This is a genomic window from Psychrobacillus sp. FSL K6-2365, assembly GCF_038003165.1.
Taxonomy (GTDB): domain Bacteria; phylum Bacillota; class Bacilli; order Bacillales_A; family Planococcaceae; genus Psychrobacillus; species Psychrobacillus psychrodurans.
The window spans coordinates 1,387,368-1,405,566 of sequence record NZ_JBBOOO010000001.1 but is presented as its reverse complement, the minus strand read 5'-3'; the positions used below and the strand labels follow the sequence as shown (position 1 = coordinate 1,405,566).

The 18,199-nt window shown below is 36.6% G+C and carries 15 protein-coding genes; 3 read left to right on the top strand and 12 right to left on the bottom strand.

Annotation, left to right across the window (positions count from 1 at the left end; translation table 11 throughout):
* Positions 1-341 precede the first annotated feature (341 nt).
* Positions 342-2,024, top strand: a complete 1,683-nt coding sequence (locus MKY29_RS06660) for an Rqc2 family fibronectin-binding protein (protein WP_340879357.1) — start codon at positions 342-344, stop codon at positions 2,022-2,024.
* A 1,190-nt stretch (positions 2,025-3,214) separates the two neighbouring features.
* On the opposite strand, the gene MKY29_RS06655 is transcribed toward MKY29_RS06660, so the two are convergent.
* Positions 3,215-4,051, bottom strand: coding sequence for a YitT family protein (locus MKY29_RS06655; protein WP_340879356.1), 837 nt, complete (start codon positions 4,049-4,051; stop codon positions 3,215-3,217).
* Between the two features lie 57 nt (positions 4,052-4,108).
* Positions 4,109-5,005, bottom strand: coding sequence for a LysR family transcriptional regulator (locus MKY29_RS06650; RefSeq protein ID WP_090562733.1), 897 nt, complete (start codon positions 5,003-5,005; stop codon positions 4,109-4,111).
* A gap of 268 nt (positions 5,006-5,273) precedes the next feature.
* Between MKY29_RS06650 and MKY29_RS06645 the strand changes: the two genes are divergently transcribed.
* Together MKY29_RS06645 and MKY29_RS06640 are read left to right on the top strand one after the other, a co-directional pair.
* Positions 5,274-5,546, top strand: a complete 273-nt coding sequence (locus MKY29_RS06645; protein WP_340879355.1) for a small, acid-soluble spore protein, alpha/beta type — start codon at positions 5,274-5,276, stop codon at positions 5,544-5,546.
* Positions 5,547-5,696: 150 nt separating this feature from the next.
* Positions 5,697-6,509 carry a YgaP family membrane protein gene (locus MKY29_RS06640; RefSeq protein WP_340879354.1) on the top strand — a complete coding sequence of 271 codons (813 nt, stop codon included), beginning with the start codon at positions 5,697-5,699 and terminating at the stop codon, positions 6,507-6,509.
* A 141-nt stretch (positions 6,510-6,650) separates the two neighbouring features.
* On the opposite strand, the gene psiE is transcribed toward MKY29_RS06640, so the two are convergent.
* From psiE to MKY29_RS06590, 10 genes are all read right to left on the bottom strand, one after another.
* Positions 6,651-7,097 (bottom strand): phosphate-starvation-inducible protein PsiE, encoded by a 447-nt coding sequence (psiE, locus tag MKY29_RS06635; RefSeq protein ID WP_093494419.1) that lies wholly within the window; start codon positions 7,095-7,097, stop codon positions 6,651-6,653.
* A gap of 242 nt (positions 7,098-7,339) precedes the next feature.
* Positions 7,340-8,257 carry an HPr(Ser) kinase/phosphatase gene (gene hprK, locus MKY29_RS06630; RefSeq protein WP_340879353.1) on the bottom strand — a complete coding sequence of 306 codons (918 nt, stop codon included), beginning with the start codon at positions 8,255-8,257 and terminating at the stop codon, positions 7,340-7,342.
* 239 nt (positions 8,258-8,496) lie between these two features.
* Complete coding sequence (pyrE, locus tag MKY29_RS06625) at positions 8,497-9,129, bottom strand: orotate phosphoribosyltransferase (protein WP_340879352.1); 633 nt, start codon at positions 9,127-9,129, stop codon at positions 8,497-8,499.
* The gene (gene pyrF, locus MKY29_RS06620; RefSeq protein WP_340879351.1) at positions 9,126-9,836 is read right to left on the bottom strand and encodes an orotidine-5'-phosphate decarboxylase; all 711 of its coding nucleotides are present in this window, start codon (positions 9,834-9,836) and stop codon (positions 9,126-9,128) included. Before pyrF ends, pyrE begins: the two co-directional genes overlap by 4 nt.
* On the bottom strand, positions 9,833-10,747 hold the full coding sequence (locus MKY29_RS06615; protein ID WP_340879350.1) for a dihydroorotate dehydrogenase: 915 nt from the start codon (positions 10,745-10,747) through the stop codon (positions 9,833-9,835). Before MKY29_RS06615 ends, pyrF begins: the two co-directional genes overlap by 4 nt.
* Complete coding sequence (locus MKY29_RS06610; RefSeq protein WP_093494418.1) at positions 10,744-11,520, bottom strand: dihydroorotate dehydrogenase electron transfer subunit; 777 nt, start codon at positions 11,518-11,520, stop codon at positions 10,744-10,746. The genes MKY29_RS06615 and MKY29_RS06610 overlap by 4 nt, the downstream gene beginning before the upstream one ends.
* The gene (gene carB, locus MKY29_RS06605) at positions 11,517-14,714 is read right to left on the bottom strand and encodes a carbamoyl-phosphate synthase large subunit (protein ID WP_340879349.1); all 3,198 of its coding nucleotides are present in this window, start codon (positions 14,712-14,714) and stop codon (positions 11,517-11,519) included. The genes MKY29_RS06610 and carB overlap by 4 nt, the downstream gene beginning before the upstream one ends.
* Complete coding sequence (locus MKY29_RS06600; protein ID WP_340879348.1) at positions 14,707-15,807, bottom strand: carbamoyl phosphate synthase small subunit; 1,101 nt, start codon at positions 15,805-15,807, stop codon at positions 14,707-14,709. Before MKY29_RS06600 ends, carB begins: the two co-directional genes overlap by 8 nt.
* Positions 15,804-17,084 (bottom strand): dihydroorotase, encoded by a 1,281-nt coding sequence (locus MKY29_RS06595; RefSeq protein WP_340879347.1) that lies wholly within the window; start codon positions 17,082-17,084, stop codon positions 15,804-15,806. The genes MKY29_RS06600 and MKY29_RS06595 overlap by 4 nt, the downstream gene beginning before the upstream one ends.
* Before the next feature lies 1 nt (position 17,085).
* Complete coding sequence (locus tag MKY29_RS06590) at positions 17,086-17,964, bottom strand: aspartate carbamoyltransferase catalytic subunit (RefSeq protein WP_269921341.1); 879 nt, start codon at positions 17,962-17,964, stop codon at positions 17,086-17,088.
* Positions 17,965-18,199: the final 235 nt, after the last annotated feature.

Sequence of the window (18,199 nt, the reverse complement as noted above, 5' to 3'; positions counted from 1 at the left end):
ACGTCTCCTTCAAATACAGTCATACTACGTCGACTTCTTCCAATTACATACTTTACTGATTATAACACAAGTACAGTGGAAAATGATAAGATATATTAGAAAAGCGCAAGCGCCTATGAAAGAACCGACACCGCTCTTCTGCGACGAGCTTTGCGCAGGAGCATACGAACTTTCTGCGACGAGCTTTGCGCAGGAGCAAGTGCTGGAAGGATTTCACATAAAGGCGTCCTTTACCTTAGCTGAAAACCTAAGACAGTATTGAAAAGCATAGGACGCCTTTTTACTTTAACACTAGGTACTGGTTACTAAATACAAAATAATGTTTTGAAAGAGGAATACTTATGGCTTTTGATGGTTTATTTACAATTTCGATGACAACTGAATTACAGCAGCTCGTTACAGGTCGTATTTCAAAAATACACCAACCAAATGCACAGGAAATATTAATGCATATAAGGGCTCAAGGTAAAAATTATAAACTATTGTTCTCCGTTCATTCATCCTATTCACGTGTACAAATTACACATGAAACAATTGATAATCCCGCCCAACCACCACTTTTTTGTATGGTTTTGCGAAAGCATTTGGAAGGTGGAATTATTACTGGTATTTACCAACATGAAAGCGATCGAATTATTATTTTCCAAATACAGAGTAAAAACGAGATTGGTGATGATATTTCACGTGAAATTCATATGGAAATCATGGGACGGCACAGCAATTTACTTTTAGTTGACCCTTCTCGTAATCTTATTTTGGAAAGTATAAAACATCTATCTCCATCCATGAATAGTTATCGTACTATTTTGCCTGGTCAACCATATATTGCACCACCATCTCAAAATAAGTTGAATCCACTGGAGATTTCAGAATTAGAAGGAGTACTGCAATCGAGCAGCGATCCTAAAGAAATTATGGACCAAATTTCTGGGTTTTCTCCACTACATGCAAAAGAATTAGTATATAGATTCCAAAATTCTAAAGATAGGGTGAAAACTTATAAAGAATTTATAGATGAGATTAAACAGGGTGGCTCTAATAAACAAATTGTAGAAGTAAATGGGAAAACCTTCTATTCTCCCAATGCATTAACACATTTAGATGGCAACAAATTTAATGAGGAAAGTCTAGGTAATTTACTGGACCGTGTTTATTTCGCAAAAGCAGAGCGAGACCGTGTGAAGCAACAGGCTGGAGATTTGGAACGATGGCTTCAAAACGAATTAAACAAATTAAAGTTAAAAATGAAAAAACTCCAAAAAGATTTCGAGCAAGCTGAAAACTTAGATACGTATCAGCTATTCGGCGAACTGTTAATGGCAAATGCATACGCGATTGAAAAAGGATTAAAAGAAGTAGAGCTTGTTAATTATTATGATGAAAATGAAAAGACTGTTCTTATTCCGTTAGATATTCGGAAAACAGCTACACAAAACGCACAAAGGTACTATAGCCGTTATACAAAAGCAAAAACTGCATTACTTAAAATTGAACAGCAATTTGAAATTACAAAAGAGGATATAGAATACTTCGAGTTACTGCTCCAGCAAGTTATGCAAGCTTCTCCAACCGATATTGAAGAAATTCGAGAAGAACTTATGGAGCAGGGTTTATTAAAAGCAAGGGCATCGAAAAAGAAGAAAAAACCAACGAAACCGATACCAGAAAAATTTATTGCCTCCGATGGTACAGAAATTTCAGTTGGCAAAAACAACAAACAAAATGATTTTGTAACATTTAAATTAGCTCGGAAAACCGATACATGGCTTCATACAAAGGATATCCCTGGATCTCATGTAGTAATACATTCTGATAACCCTTCAGAAACTGCATTATTAGAGGCGGCAAATCTTGCTGCTTATTTTAGCAAAGCTCGTGAATCAGCTTCAGTTCCAGTGGATTATACAGTGATTAAACAAGTGAAAAAACCTAACGGATCAAAGCCTGGGTTTGTTATTTATTTTGAACAGACGACATTGTTTGTAACACCGGATGAAGAGAAAATTAGAAATATGAAAAAGTAGAAATTTCTTGATGAAATATTTCCTATATGGAAAAAATCGACAGGTCAGAAGGAAGTAGCTCCCTTACTTCTATCTGACCTGTTCTTTCTTTATATACACTAATTTTAAAGCTTTTCGTATACCTTTAATTCCTTTACCAAGTAATTTTGTGTTCTCTACAACTTCAATAATAACTACTTCTAACAAAGCAAAACTGAATACAACAAGAAGTATAATTAAAGCAATTTTATCGAAAATGCTTTCGAAGGGACTAGGGGAATTAGAAATATAATTTAGTCTAATATAAAAAAAGATCACTCCTGAACTCAAGGAAAACACTGGTATATATCTTATAAATCTTTTAGATATCTTTATCCCCAAATAAAAAGTAATACAAGCAATTAGACACATTAAACTCAAACAAATAAGTATAGCAAACTTCAAACTCATTGAGCACCTCTTTCATACTAACTAAAATATTTAGATTATTATTCTTCCAATAATCTCTACTCTACTCTATTCTGAAAATTGTATAGATAACACTTCATCATAGAGAAACTAAACTAGTGCATGGTCCGAATTATTGTAGGTGCATAAACTTCCCTATTTCAAATAAAAGTTTACCCAATTCAGGAAAAATTTATGCTGTATTTGAGGATTTAGAAGCATGCCATTACAGTTGAAGAGAAGTAGCTTAACAATAATTTTTCTAATGAATCTGCCATTTAACCATAAAAAATAACCCATCATTGTGTGAGTTAGAACTCTGATGGGTTATTCCTATTAAGCAGTCAATTAATTTGAGTGAGTAACTCTAAAAGGTATATTGTTCCTAAAACCATTTATTTGCCACTTAGGTTAATGAAACGTATAAATCTTTCACTTGACCTTGTTTCCCACAATCTTTTTAATCACTCGATAAAGGAGGAACCATAAAAAGAATGTACAGAGAGCACTTTCAAATATACTAATAATCAAGACAAACAAGATTGAACCAAAGTCCTCTAATTCGTTGAAATGATATAGTTGAAACTTCCAATTTAAAAAACATTATTTATGGCAATTAATAGTAAGACGATCGGAAAGACAATCCGAAAAAAATTAGTATATTCTTTTGGCAGGATTAATCTCATCTTTTCACCCTCTCACAACTCCAAAATCTTCTTTAAAAGTAAATATTTGATTAGAGGCTACTACTATAATCTTCCATTCTACTGAACACTAAAACTACTACCTAATACATCACGTACTTCATGGACGACAACAAATGCCTGCTCATCTACGCTGCTAACAGTTTGTTTTAATTGGACTAATTCCTGTTGGTTGATGACAATATAGAGGACTTCCTTTTGATCCTGGCTATAGCCGCCACGACCTTCAAGAATTGTTACTCCTCGAGACATTTTAGATAATATAAATTGGCGAATTTCTTCGGAACGTTCCGAAATGATTGTCACAGCTGTTCGGCTATTTAGTCCTTCAATTACATAATCAATTACTTTAGAACCTAAAAATACAGCAACAAGTGTGTACATCGCTTTTTCCTGACCAATGATGAATACCGAGCCAGCAATAACGACAATATCAATGATAAGGACACCCTTACCCAGACTCCATCCTAAATATTGATTGGCTAAACGAGCTAAAATAGCGGATCCCCCAGAAGTTCCTCCAGCTCTGAACATTAAACCTAGACCAAGACCAACAAATACCCCAGAGAACAATGCGGCAAGCAATGTGTCACCATTCAATTGATGTCCTACATCTTCTGTGATAAATAGAAATAAGGAGGAAAAAATAATTCCAAGTACTGTATATATCATTGTCTTTCTATCAAAAAACTTATAACCAATCACTAAAAGAATAGCATTGATAATAAGGTTCACAACACCTGGTGACCATTCGAATAAATAATAAGTAATAACAGTTATCCCAATAACCCCACCCTCAGATAATCGATATGGGATTGCAAAATAGTTAATACCGATTGCGAACAATAAGGACCCAATTATAATTAAGAATATTTCTTTAGTACGTTGTTGTGCCATGTTATGTAATTCCTCCTACCAATAACCAAGCAAAAACTCTACATATGTAGTTTACTGTCAGTCTTCAGACTCCCATTTCTTTGCGTGCTTTTCGATTATTTCAATTAATTTATTCATAGCTGGCGTTAGCCACTTATCTTTGTGATATGCAAGTTGGGTAGTTACGAACTCATCGCTATGCACCCAAGGAAGTGCGACTAAACTGCCCCGCTCCAATTCCTCTCTCACCGTCATCAAAGGTAAATAGGATAAACCTAGCCCACACTTCACCGATTGTTTGATTGCTTCAATATTCCAAAAGGCAATGCGTGAACAACCAACACCATCGTCTTTAATCCATCTCTCCAACAAATCACGGTAACTTCCTGCCTCCGTCAGAAGCAATACTTCATCTTCCAAATCATTTGGAGTGATTACCGCTTTACCACATAAACGATGGCCTGCAGGGGCAATCATTACCAGCGTCTCTTTCACTAAATCCCTCGTTATAATATCTGAACCTAATTTTTCAGGATTTGTAAATAGAGCCAAGTCAAACTTTCCGGATTTTAACTCATTGTTAAGCTCCTGACTTTCAGAAGGTTGCAAAATAAGCTGGACTTTTGGATACATCCTTTTAAATTCATACAGTATGGTCGGTAATCTATATACCATTAAAGATTCATTTGCTCCGATTAATACTGTACCAGAAGGCTCATTATTTAATCTGGATGAATCGACCGCTTCTTGATAAAGTTGTAAGATTTCATTGGCATATGTAGCTAGATGTGTACCCGCATCCGTTAAAACTACTGTTTTTCCTAATCGATCAAAAAGGCGGTTCCCTACAGCCTCTTCCAATGCCCTAACATGATTCGTAACAGTTGACTGCGTATAACCCAATTGCTCCCCAGCTCTAGTAAATCCACCGCAATCAGCAACAACCAAAAAGGTTTTTAAATTGCGAAGTTCCATAGTCATTCCCCCATATGAATAATATTCCTCATATTGTATAGGAATCCTTTCTAAAAGACGATAATTTACCGCCAAATGCAATTATAGTATTTATCTAGATATTAAGGAAATGAATTATTTTAATCAAAATCATTTAAAATTTTAGGGTTAAAAGTTAATAGTGTCTACAAAAAAAATTATGCTGCTATAATTATTACTTTGTATTAAATACCAATAGTGTAAAATCTCATTTTTCGTAAAGACTACCTTATGAAGGAGTGAAGACATAATGGCAAATAAAAATAAAATATTAGTACCTTCTGCACGTAAGGAACTAGATAAATTGAAGGTTCGAGTAATGAAAGAGAAAGGTTATAAGGTAAAAAGTAATAATCCGGACGATGTAAAATACGAAATTGCAGATGAATTAAGTATTCCCTTAAATAACGAATATAACGGTAAACTCACTTCAGAACAGGCAGGAAAAATTGGGGGCTCAATTGGAGGGAGTATGGTAAAAGAAATGGTTAGAATGGCACAAGAACAAATGCTTAAGAAATAAATCTTTATCACCGCAGAAATAATATCGTATAAAAATCGATTGTATGGGGATTATAAGGTCTGAAATGGATCATCTGTTTCTTAATTTTACTACTTATTTCTTTGTATTATTTCCCAAGCAATAATGAAATGAATATTAGGAGGTCATGACATGGCATTTAACCAACAAAATCTTAATCCAGGAACTGCATTCTTCCGACTCATGGTAGGTTCAGTAATGACCACTTATGGTACCCTACGCCTTTTACGTGAACCAAAAAGTAGAAGTGGAAAGATGCTTGTCCTTTTTGGGTCTATGAAAGCAGCTGAAGGAGCAACAAAATTTTGTCCAACTAAAGCGTTAGGAACTATTATGGAAAATCTAGCAAGTGAAAATGCAAATCAAGGTGCACAAGCTAATGCAGCTAATGCTAATAATATGATGGCAAACGGAACTTCATCTGGACAATATGCTTCAAGTGGCAATACTGGACAAAAAAGTGGAAACATCATGCAAATGGTTGGAAATATTGCACAAAAATTAACAAGCACATCTTCGTCTCAAACTGCTTCTGGCTCACCAAGTATGGGAAGTAGCCAAAATAGTAGCAGTGCTGGACAAAATTCTATGGGGACCAATGCACAAACAATCGGAAGCATTGCTCAAACTGTCGCACCACAGGTTAGTCAAATGGTCAAAGACGTAGCAGGTATGACCAACTCAAAAAATGCCTCTGGAACAAGTGGGACAGGCAATAAGAAACCAAATACAAATGGGAACACAAACAAGAAAGATGCTTTTACAATTGGGAGCAATACTAAATCAGCCTCTAGTTCAACTATTAAGCAAGCTGCTTCTCAAAAATCAGATACAAAACCGCAGTTAGATGGAACTGCTAAGAATACAAACCTAGATTCAACCATCATTGACGCAGTATCCAAATCTGGTCAAAAAAACATTTCTACACCAAATATTCTTCAATAAAAGAATCCGAAGAATAGGATCATTAATCTCAAGATTTATTTGTAATAAAGATGCACTACAATAAAAACGTGTTGCGTATCAAATATTTACTTAATAAATGCGCAGCACGGTTTTTAGTTAACATTACTGATTTACACCATACTACTCTTTAAAAAACAATTGACGCTTTGGTCTCTCTAGAGGTGTAATATTCATAATGAAATAACCGACTATTAAAATCAGTATAACTAGTGAATAGATTAAGGTATCAATCGGGTGATCATGCTCGACAATAATTAGCCTAATCATGGCAGTAATTCCTACATATAAAAAATACCTAAGTGGAAAATGATAGTCTTCCTTAAAATATTTAACAATCATCGTAATGAACTCAAAATATAAAAAGAAAATGAGGATATTTGCAAGGAATTGCTTGTAATCACTGGACCCAACAGTTATCAAAATTTTAAAGAATACAGTTAACTCTTTAATAAGTAAAAATGATAAAATTAGCGCTAACAATATTAGACAGAAATTCAGAAACGTTTGCAACATCTTTGGGATAATTGATAAAACTATAGAAAATTCTTTTTTAAATAACTTTTCCATTTAAAATCCCCCATTCCAAATTATAAATACAAATTCATCTGCTTTTATTCATATCCTTTCTATTTAGTGTGGAATCCCCAAATAGAGCATTCAAATATTAAGTGGTATCATTTAGAGAATAATAAACTGGAAAACGCTTCCAAGTCTATAATTTTATTTGAAAATAAAAAATATTTTTTGTAAAGCATAAAAAGTACCCACCATTAAAATAAATACGGTGGGCGCTTTTTATGTATTCTTCACTAATCTTCCATTTCTTGCTCTAATCTTTTCACAAATTCTTCTGCAGCACTATATCCCTGCTGCTTTAGGTACCAATTATTTGCGGCAGCTTCAATAAGACCTGCTACATCACGACCTGGTTGTAACTGAATTTGAATATGAGGTATCTGAACGCCCATATAATCTATAAACTTGGTTTCCAATTCTAACTCGTTATTCAATGTATTGCTTTCCCATTTAGTTAACTCAATATCTAATGCTATACGTGTTTCCTCTTGAAATGCTGTACGACCATACAGACGGACTACGTTTAATAATCCAATACTTCGCAAAGCCAAGAATTCTTTGTTTTTTTCATTATGAGATCCCAGAAGCGTCTGTGGACTTAGCTTTTTTAAAACGACAATATCATCTGCAACTAATCTATGACCGCGTCCAATCAATGTATGAGCTGTTTCACTTTTACCTACACCTGATTTACCACGTAACAATATCCCCATTCCGGACACATTCACACAAACACCATGTATCGAAATCTCTGGTGCCATAGCTTTAACAACAAATGCATCAAGTTTTGCACTTACTTCGCTAGTGGAATCAAATGTGCGCAGTAATGGTATTTCATTTTCAACACAATATTGTATTAATCCTGGTGGCTCCTCTTGATTAGATGTAATTATTATACAGGGCGGATCGTATTTAATTATATTGCCTATTCGTAATTTACATTCTACTTCTTGGAGTGTATGTAAGTAGCTTATTTCATTTTTACCTAAAATTTGAACATGTTCCGTTGCTATAAAATCAAATTTATCCATAAACTCCAACCCTGGACGTCGAACTTTTGTTTTCTTTAATACCCGATGGCATTGATCGTGACCAGATAAAACTTCCAAAGAAAATCTATTCACAAGATCTCTCACCATTAAATTCTTCATACCTTACACTCGTCCTCTCAATAACAAGTTCCATATTAAATCTTAAGTTATATGGTCCCGTCCGTTTAAATTAAACGGAATCCAATATCGCTAACTCATAATATAACAAATACCAAAGCAAATAGCACAAATAAAAATAAATTAATTAATCTCGGTACCTATTTTAATCGAGTGTCTAGGTATAAGTTTCTCTATAAGAAAACGATCTCCTTTTTTTAGGGAGATCGTTTTACTATAAGTTATTTCAACAAGCCTTGTTTTAAATCATTATGCCATTTAGAAAGCATTGGAATATCCTCTTCTCCAATTATTCCTGCTTCTTTTGCAGCAGATGTTAACGCATCGTAGTGTGTTAAGCTGACAAAAGATATACCTGCTTCTTTAAATACTTGTTCAGCTTTAGGTAGTCCATAAGTAAATATACTAACTACACCTAGTACTTCTATACCCTCTTTTTGAAGAGCTTCAACTGCAACAAGACTGCTTCCACCTGTGGAGATTAAGTCTTCTATCACTACTACTTTTTGCCCTGCGACTACTTTACCTTCAATTTGATTGCCACGGCCATGTTCTTTTGCTTTTGACCGGACATACATCATCGGCAGCTCCATTAAATCACTTACCCATGCAGCATGTGGAATACCTGCAGTTGCCGTACCTGCTACTGCTTCTGTTCCTGGGAAGTTTTTCTCGATTGCTTCTACTAATCCTAGTGCAATTTCTTTTCTAATTGTAGGCGAAGACATTGTAATTCTGTTATCACAGTAAATTGGAGATTTGATACCAGAAGCCCATGTGAACTGGTCGTTAGGTTTTAATGCAACTGCACCAACATTTAGAAGTGCCTTGGCAATTTTGTTTTCTAAGCTCATGCATTTTCCTCCCACATTTTTAAAATAGTTTCATATACTTGTACTGGGTTTTTCGCTTTTGTGATCGCTCGTCCTACGACAATATGAGAGGAGCCAAGGATTCGTGCATTTGTAGGAGTTGCTACGCGGACCTGATCGTGAGCTTCACCTTCTTCTAAACGTATACCTGGAGTAACTCTTAAAAATTCATGACCACATGCATCTTTAATTTTTCTTGCTTCCAAAACAGAGCAAACGACTCCATCTAGCGCTGCTGTTTTAGCTAGCTCCGCATAATGAACAACCGAAGCATCAATCGTCGTTTGAATCAGTTGTTCCTGTTGCATTTGAGGTTCAGACGTTGAAGTTAGCTGAGTTACAGCAATAATTGAGGGTCTTTTGCTGCCAGTTGTGGTACCAGCCTCTAATCCTTCACGTGCAGCAATCATCATAGCCGCTCCCCCAGCTGCATGCACATTGACTAAATCTGCACCTAAACGAGCTAGTCCTTTCATAGCTTGGCCTACTGTGTGTGGAATATCATGTAATTTCAGATCAAGAAATACATCATGACCCATTTCTTTCAGTCGATAAACAATGGAAGGCCCCTCTTGTAAATAAAGCTCCATACCTACTTTTACAAATAACGATTGATCAAAGGGTGTTAGAAATTGATATGCATCACTTGCATTTGCAAAGTCTAATGCGATAATAGGGCTATTTTTCATAGTCGATGACTCCTTCCCACTAAATCATTTACTGTCTCAAAACCTAGTTCATCTAATTTAGCTGGAAGCTGTTCGATTAACATTGGACAAACAAATGGATCTACAAAATTTGCTGTTCCCACTGCAACCGCGCTAGCACCAACAGATAAGAAGTCAATCACATCATCAATTGTTGTAATTCCACCCATTCCGATAATAGGAATAGACACTCGTTTCGCTACATCATAAATCATACGAAGTGCCACTGGCTTAATAGCTGGACCTGATAATCCACCTGTTACGTTTGCAATTACTGGACGACCAGTTATAGTGTCTAATCGCATGCCAAGTAATGTATTAATCATTGTAATACCATCAGCTCCACCTGCTTCTACCGCTTTTGCAATCTCTCCAATATCAGTTACATTTGGAGATAGCTTCACGTATACAGGGACAGCTGATACTGCTTTTACCGCCTTAGTTAACTCTTCTGCAATAAGGGGGTCTGTTCCAAATGTAATACCACCTTGTTTGACGTTTGGACAAGAGATATTTAGTTCAAGTGCGTGCACATTCGGCGCCTTTGAAATCGCTTCTGCAACAGTGACATAATCTTCAGTTGTATAGCCAGCTACATTTGCAATAATTGGTACTTCGTATTGTTCAAGCCATGTGAGTTCATTTTCCATCACTTTAGTTAATCCCGGGTTTTGTAAACCAATTGCATTTAACATTCCAGCTGGGGTTTCTGCCACACGTGGTGTTGGATTACCTAATCTCGTTTCTGGTGTTGTTGCCTTAATCATAATGGCACCTAACTTAGACAAATCGTATAATTTTGCATATTCCTTTCCAAACCCAAAACAACCAGATGCCGGCATGATTGGGTTTTTCAAAGAAAGACCTGGTAATTGGGTAGCTAATCTATTCATACTTGAACCACTCCTGACGGGAACACTGGACCATCTGAACAAACCTTCACATAATCAGCATCTATTTTCTCAGTTGTATCACAAACACATGCAAAGCATGCACCAATTCCACAACCCATTCGTTGTTCAAAAGATAAGTACCCTTCTTTTTCTGGGTACATTTTTTCTAATGCTGCAAGCATCGGTGTGGGACCACAGCTATAGTAAACCGCAAAATCATCTTGTAATGTTTCTAATACATTTGTTACAAATCCTGCAGAGCCATAACTACCATCCGCAGTCACGATATGGGTATCTCCAAGTTCAATAAACTGCTTTTCATAAAAAACAACGGATTCCGATTGAAACCCTAACACATGGATAGGTTGTACACCTTTTTCCACAAGTCTTTTGGATAGCTCATATAAAGGTGGAACACCAATACCGCCACCTACCAGTAAAGCCTTCTGACCAGCTTCTATTTTATCAATTGGAAAACCATTTCCAAGAGGTCCAAGTACATCGACTTGGTCCCCTTGTTTTTTTTCAGATAGAAGTGCAGTTCCTCTTCCATCTGCTCGGTAAATCATCGTAAATTCTAATGTTTCTTTATTTATAGTTGAAATACTTATTGGTCTTCTTAGCAAAGGTTCCATTTGATCAGACACTCGTAGATGGACAAATTGACCTGGTTGTTTCATATCCAGTACAAGTGGTCCAGTCAATGTGAGTTCAAAAATGTTCGTCGCAATGGATCTTTGGTGTACGACTTCCATTTGCTCCTGTCTAATCATGCTTTAGCCTCCTGATGTTTCATAGTCTCCGTAGAGAATGTCATCGATTCAATAACACGGAGCATCGCTTCTGCAGTATCTAATGAAGTTAAACAAGGAATGCCATTTTCTACAGACTCTCTACGAATACGGAATCCATCTCGTTCAGGCTGCATGCCTTTTGTCAATGTGTTAATGATAAATTGCGCTTCCCCTTTTTGAATTACATCTAATAATGTAGTTCCTTTTGAACCGATTTTATCTACAATATCAACTGGAATTCCTGCATTTTTAATTGCTTTTGCAGTGCCTTGTGTTGCCATAATGCGGAACCCTATTGCATAAAATCTTTTCGCAATTTCTGTGCCCTCTTCTTTATCTTTATCCGATATAGTCATTAGTACGGTGCCGTGGTCTTTGATTTCCATACTAGCTGCTGCTAATCCTTTATATAATGCTTTTTCAAGTGTAATATCTTTCCCCATTACCTCTCCAGTAGATTTCATTTCAGGTCCAAGCGTAATATCTACACGACGAAGTTTTGCAAAACTGAATACTGGAACTTTGACATACACTCCAGGGCTATTTGGGGCAAGTCCCGGTGAATATCCTTGTTCAATAATCGTTTGACCTAAAATTGCTTTTGTAGCAATATTTGCCATTGGGATAGATGTGATTTTACTTAAGAATGGTACTGTTCTACTTGAACGTGGATTTACTTCAATTACGTAAACCTCATCCTTAGAAATGACATATTGAATATTCATCAATCCAACAATTTTCAAACCTTTAGCAAGTCTTGTTGTGTAATCTACCAGTGTATCAATCTGTTGTTGAGAAAGTTTTTGTGGCGGATACACAGCAATTGAGTCACCAGAGTGAACTCCTGCACGTTCAATATGTTCCATAATTCCTGGTATTAATACATTTTCTCCGTCACAAATTGCATCTACTTCAATTTCTGTTCCAGTTAAGTAACGGTCTATTAATACTGGTTTTTCAGGGCTCGCTTCCACTGCGTGCTCCATATAATGTTTGATCTCATCTTCGCTATATACAATTTGCATTGCACGACCACCAAGTACATAAGAAGGTCTGACTAATACAGGGTATCCTATCTCATTGGCAATGCTTGTAGCTTCTTCTACAGAGACTGCAGTTTTACCTAGTGGCTGAGGAATATCTATTTCATGTAGAGCCGCTTCAAACTTGTTGCGGTTCTCAGCACGGTCAATGTCTTCTAACGTTGTACCTAGAATTTTAACTCCTCTTTCTTCAAGCCCAGCAGCTAAGTTAATCGCTGTTTGTCCCCCGAATTGTACAACTACACCTTTCGGCTGCTCTAAGTCAACGATATGCATGACATCTTCTAATGTTAGTGGTTCAAAATATAACTTATCTGAGATGGAGAAGTCGGTTGAAACTGTTTCAGGGTTATTATTTATAATAATCGCCTCGTAGCCTGCTTCTTTAATAGCCCACACAGAATGTACAGTAGCATAGTCAAACTCAACCCCTTGACCGATACGAATCGGACCTGACCCTAGTACAATTACGCTTTCCTTTTCTGAACGAATGGATTCATTTTCCTCTTCGTATGTTCCGTAGAAGTATGGTGTTTCTGACTCAAACTCCCCTGCACACGTATCGACCATTTTGTATACTGGTACAATTCCATTTTCTTTTTTAAAGTTATATACTTCTAATTCAGTGACATTCCAATATTTTGCAATAGTTTTATCTGCAAAGCCCATGCGTTTTGCTTTGTAAAGGACTTCTTGGTTGAACGGATTTTTTTGAATAATTTCTTCATATTTCACGATATTTTGAAGTTTGTTTAAGAAAAATAGATCAATTTGGCTCCATTCATGAATTGTTTCAACAGTTACTCCACGGCGAAGTGCTTCTCCTATGAAGAATAGTCTCTCATCTCCTGCACGACGAATACGTTTTTCCATCCAGGCATCTGTAATGGATTCGCTATTTTTCATTTCGATATGGAAATGACCTGTTTCTAGTGAACGAATTGACTTAAGTATTGCTTCCTCAAATGTGCGTCCTAGGGACATTACTTCGCCAGTAGCTTTCATTTGTGTTCCAAGATTACGTTTAGCCGATTCGAATTTATCGAATGGCCATCTTGGAATTTTCGCTACAATATAATCCAATGCAGGCTCGAAGCAAGCGTATGTTTTTTGAGTAACTGGATTCATCATCTCATCCAATGTAAGACCTACTGCGATTTTAGCTGCAAGTTTTGCGATTGGATAACCAGTTGCTTTTGAAGCCAGTGCAGAAGAACGGCTAACTCTTGGGTTAACTTCGATAATATAATAATTGAAGCTATGCGGATCAAGTGCTAATTGGACATTACATCCACCTTCAATTTTAAGTGCACGAATTATTTTAAGAGATACATTTCGAAGCATTTGGTTTTCACGGTCAGACAATGTTTGTGTTGGAGCAACTACGATTGAATCCCCTGTATGAATTCCAACAGCATCGAAGTTTTCCATATTGCATACAACAATGGCGTTATCGGCAGAATCACGCATTACCTCGTACTCTATCTCTTTATATCCAGCAATCGATTTTTCAAGTAAACATTGAGTAACTGGGCTGTATTTTAAACCACTTGTCACAATTTCAGCTAAATCGGCGTCATTGTAACAAATACCTCCGCCCGTACCACCCATTGTAAATGCCGGACGAACGATAACAGGATAACCAATTCTCTCGACAAATGCTTTCGCTTCTTCTAAATTATGGATAATATCACTATCTGGAACTGGTTCATTTAATTCATTCATCAACGAACGGAATAAATCTCGGTCTTCTGCTTTATGAATTGCTTCTAGTTTTGTACCTAGTATTTCGATTCCTAGTTCATCTAAAATTCCAGATTCATCGAGTTCAATTGCCATATTCAAACCAGTTTGCCCACCAAGTGTAGGTAATATTGCATCTGGACGCTCTTTACGAATGATTTTACTAACAAATGGTAATGTTAGAGGTTCAATATAAACTTTATCTGCAATTTCTGTATCCGTCATAATAGTTGCAGGGTTGGAATTCACAAGAATAACGCTATAGCCTTCTTCTCTAAGTGAAATACAAGCTTGTGTACCTGCGTAGTCGAATTCAGCTGCTTGACCGATAACAATTGGACCGGAACCTATTACTAGTATTGTTTTTATATCTTTACGTTTAGGCATGTGAATTCTCCTTTTTGCTTTCTGTATTCATTAATTTGATAAACTCGTCAAATAGATGTTTTGAATCTTCTGGACCTGAGGATCCTTCTGGGTGGAACTGAACACAAAATACCGGGAACTTAGTATGTCTAACTCCTTCTACTGTGCCGTCATTTAAAGCTATATGTGTAATTTCCAAATCAGTTTGTGCAATGGAATCTGCATCAATTGCATAACCATGGTTTTGAGAAGTTAACTCTGTTCTACCAGTTCTTAAATCTTTTACTGGGTGATTTCCTCCGCGATGACCAAATTTCAATTTGAAGGATTTAGCACCACTTGCCAGTGAAATAAGTTGATGTCCAAGACATACTCCGAAAATCGGTACTTTTCCGATAATTCCTTTTACCATTTCAATTGCTTCTGGAATATCAGTTGGATCTCCAGGTCCATTAGATAGCATGACACCATCCGGGTACATACCTATAATTTCAGTTGCTGAAGTGTTATATGGGACTACAATAATATCGCAATCACGTTTGTTTAGTTCTCTTAATATGCCATGTTTCATACCAAAGTCCACCAGTACCACTCTTTTTCCACGTCCTGGACTTGGGTATGGTCGAGTTATTGAAACTTGTTCTACTAAATTTTTAGGAAGTTCAGTTGCTTGAAGTTCTTGTACTATTTGTTCCACATTCACCTCTTCGTCTGCATTGGTAAGCCTTCCTTTTAATGAACCGTGCATACGAATAATACGTGTTAGCTTTCTTGTATCAATTCCTTCAATTCCGGGAACGTTTTTAGCAACTAAAAATTCACTTATAGTAGCAGTATTTCTGAAGTTCGATGGTTGTTCTGCAAGCTCTCTAATAACAACTCCAGAAAGTCCTATTTCTATAGCTTCAAAATCATCTGGATTTATACCATAGTTACCAACCATAGGATACGTAAACGTTAATATTTGCCCACAGTTAGAAGGATCTGAAATGGATTCCTGATAGCCTGTCATTGCAGTTGTAAAAATTACTTCACCAATTGTTCCTGCATCACTTCCAAATGCATTTCCCTTAAATACCGTACCGTCTTCTAATATTAAGTATCTTGTTTTCATGCTTGTTCCTCCTGCCATACGATTTCTCCGTTATACATTGTAAGTTGTGGCCAACCATTGCAGGCCCATCCGTTAAATGGTGTATTCTTTCCTTTGGATACAAAAGCTTCTTTCACAATATCTTGCTCTTTTTCTAAATCTAATAAAACTAAATCGGCTGGAGCACCTACTTCAAGCTTTCCAAACTCAAATCCAAATACTTCCGCTGGTTTGATAGTTAGGTATTCCAATAGCTGCTTGAGTGTCCAATCGCCTGTTTTAACAAAGTGAGTATATAATAATGGGAATGCTGTTTCTAAACCGACAATTCCGAAAGGAGCTTTCTCAAATCCAAATGACTTTTCTTCCTCAGTATGAGGAGCATGATCTGTTGCGATAAAATCTAAGGTTCCATCTACCAGTCCTTCACGCAGTGCCATCATATCTTCTTTCGCTCTAAGTGGAGGGTTCATCTTCCATGCTGCGTCATTTGATGGAATATCGTCCTCACATAGTAATAAATGATGCGGGCTTACTTCTGCTGTAACCTGAATACCAGCTTTTTTAGCGTCTCTAATCACTCGAACTGATTCTTTCGTACTCACATGACATACATGATAGTGCGCACCTGTGGCTTCTGCGAGTAAAATGTCTCGCGCTATATGTACTGATTCAGAAACAGAAGGTATACCTTTTAAACCAAGTTCTTCGCTGCGTTTCCCTTTATGCATCACGCCACCGTAGATAAGTGTGTTATCTTCACAGTGAGCGACAATCGGGATATTGAATTTTGCTGCTTCCTTCATTGCTTCTAGCATTGTTCCAGCTTCCTGTACACCAACACCATCATCTGTTAAAGCAAAAGCTCCAAGATTTTTTAAAGCTTCGATATCTGTTCTTTCTTTGCCCGCTTGTCGAATTGTAATGGAACCATACGGTAATACGCGTACAAGTGCATTTTTCTCTACTAAATCTAATACATGTGAGAAATTTTCTGCACTGTCAGGTACTGGTCTTGTATTTGGCATAGCGCAAATGGTTGTATAACCACCTTTTGCTGCTGCTTTCGTTCCTGTTTCAATCGTTTCTTTATGCTCTCCCCCTGGTTCACGTAAATGAACATGTACATCAATAAAGCCAGGTGAAAGTAATTGTCCCTTACCATCTATTAGTTGTGCACCATTTGATGCGATACTCGCTCCGATTGCTGCAATTCTTCCATCTTGAACTAAAATAGCAGTTGTTTCTAGATTTCCTTCATTGTTAACTATTTGAACGTTTTGAATAATTTTTGTCATGTTATTCTCTCCCTTTCAAAATCATTTCAATGACAGCCATGCGAACATAAACACCATTTTCCATTTGCTTAAATATCCTTGACCGATCACATTCTACTAACTCACTAGCTATTTCCACGCCTCTATTGAATGGCGCTGGATGTAAGATAATTCCAGTTTTTTTCATTTTCCGTTCACGTTCTATTGTTAGACCATATAAATGATGATATTGCTCTTTAGAAAATGTTGTCTTCCCATCATGTCTCTCATGTTGAACACGGAGCATCATGAGAACATCACTATCTTCTATTACCTCATCGAATTCATTAAACGCTTCGAACTCTCCCTGCCACTCTGGCGGGCATACAAATCGGACTTGTGCGCCTAATTTTGCAAGTGCATCTGCATTAGACCTAGCAACACGACTATGGTTGATATCTCCTACAATCGTGATTACTTTATCTTGTAAAGTGCCAAACTCTTGCCAAATTGTATAAATATCTAACAGGCTTTGCGTTGGATGATTTCCTGTACCGTCTCCCCCGTTAATAATCGCAGGTTTAACTTTCCCAACTAATTCTTCAAAATAATTATTTTGCTCATGCCTAATAATTAATACATCTAGCCCAATGGATTCTAAAACTTTTACTGTGTCATAAAGTGTTTCACCTTTTAATGTACTAGAGAATCCAGCATCAAAAGGAAGGATTTCTAAATTCAATTTTCTTTCAGCCATTTCAAAGCTCATCTTAGTTCTAGTGCTAGGTTCAAAAAACAGGTTCGATACCATGTATTTATTCTTCAGAGTTGAGGTGGTACCATCACGAAACGCTTGTGTTTGTTTTAATATCTGATGTATTTGATCTGCCGATAAGTCTTTCATTGATACTAAATTTTCCATGAATATCCACCTTTCTGTTTAAATCCAATTCTCCTTGGTGGATTTGAGTCTAGACTTTTATTGAGAAGCTCGATAAAGTCTGTGATATCCGCCGGAGGCTTGTATAGTAAATGTAAAAACCTCCTCGAAAAAGTTTCGAGAAGGTTCGTTTTTGCATAGACAAGTAGTAGGATCATACTACATGTCCCAACTTGCTATCCGAACCTTTTGCTGACTCACTGTTCAACTTCTTAAA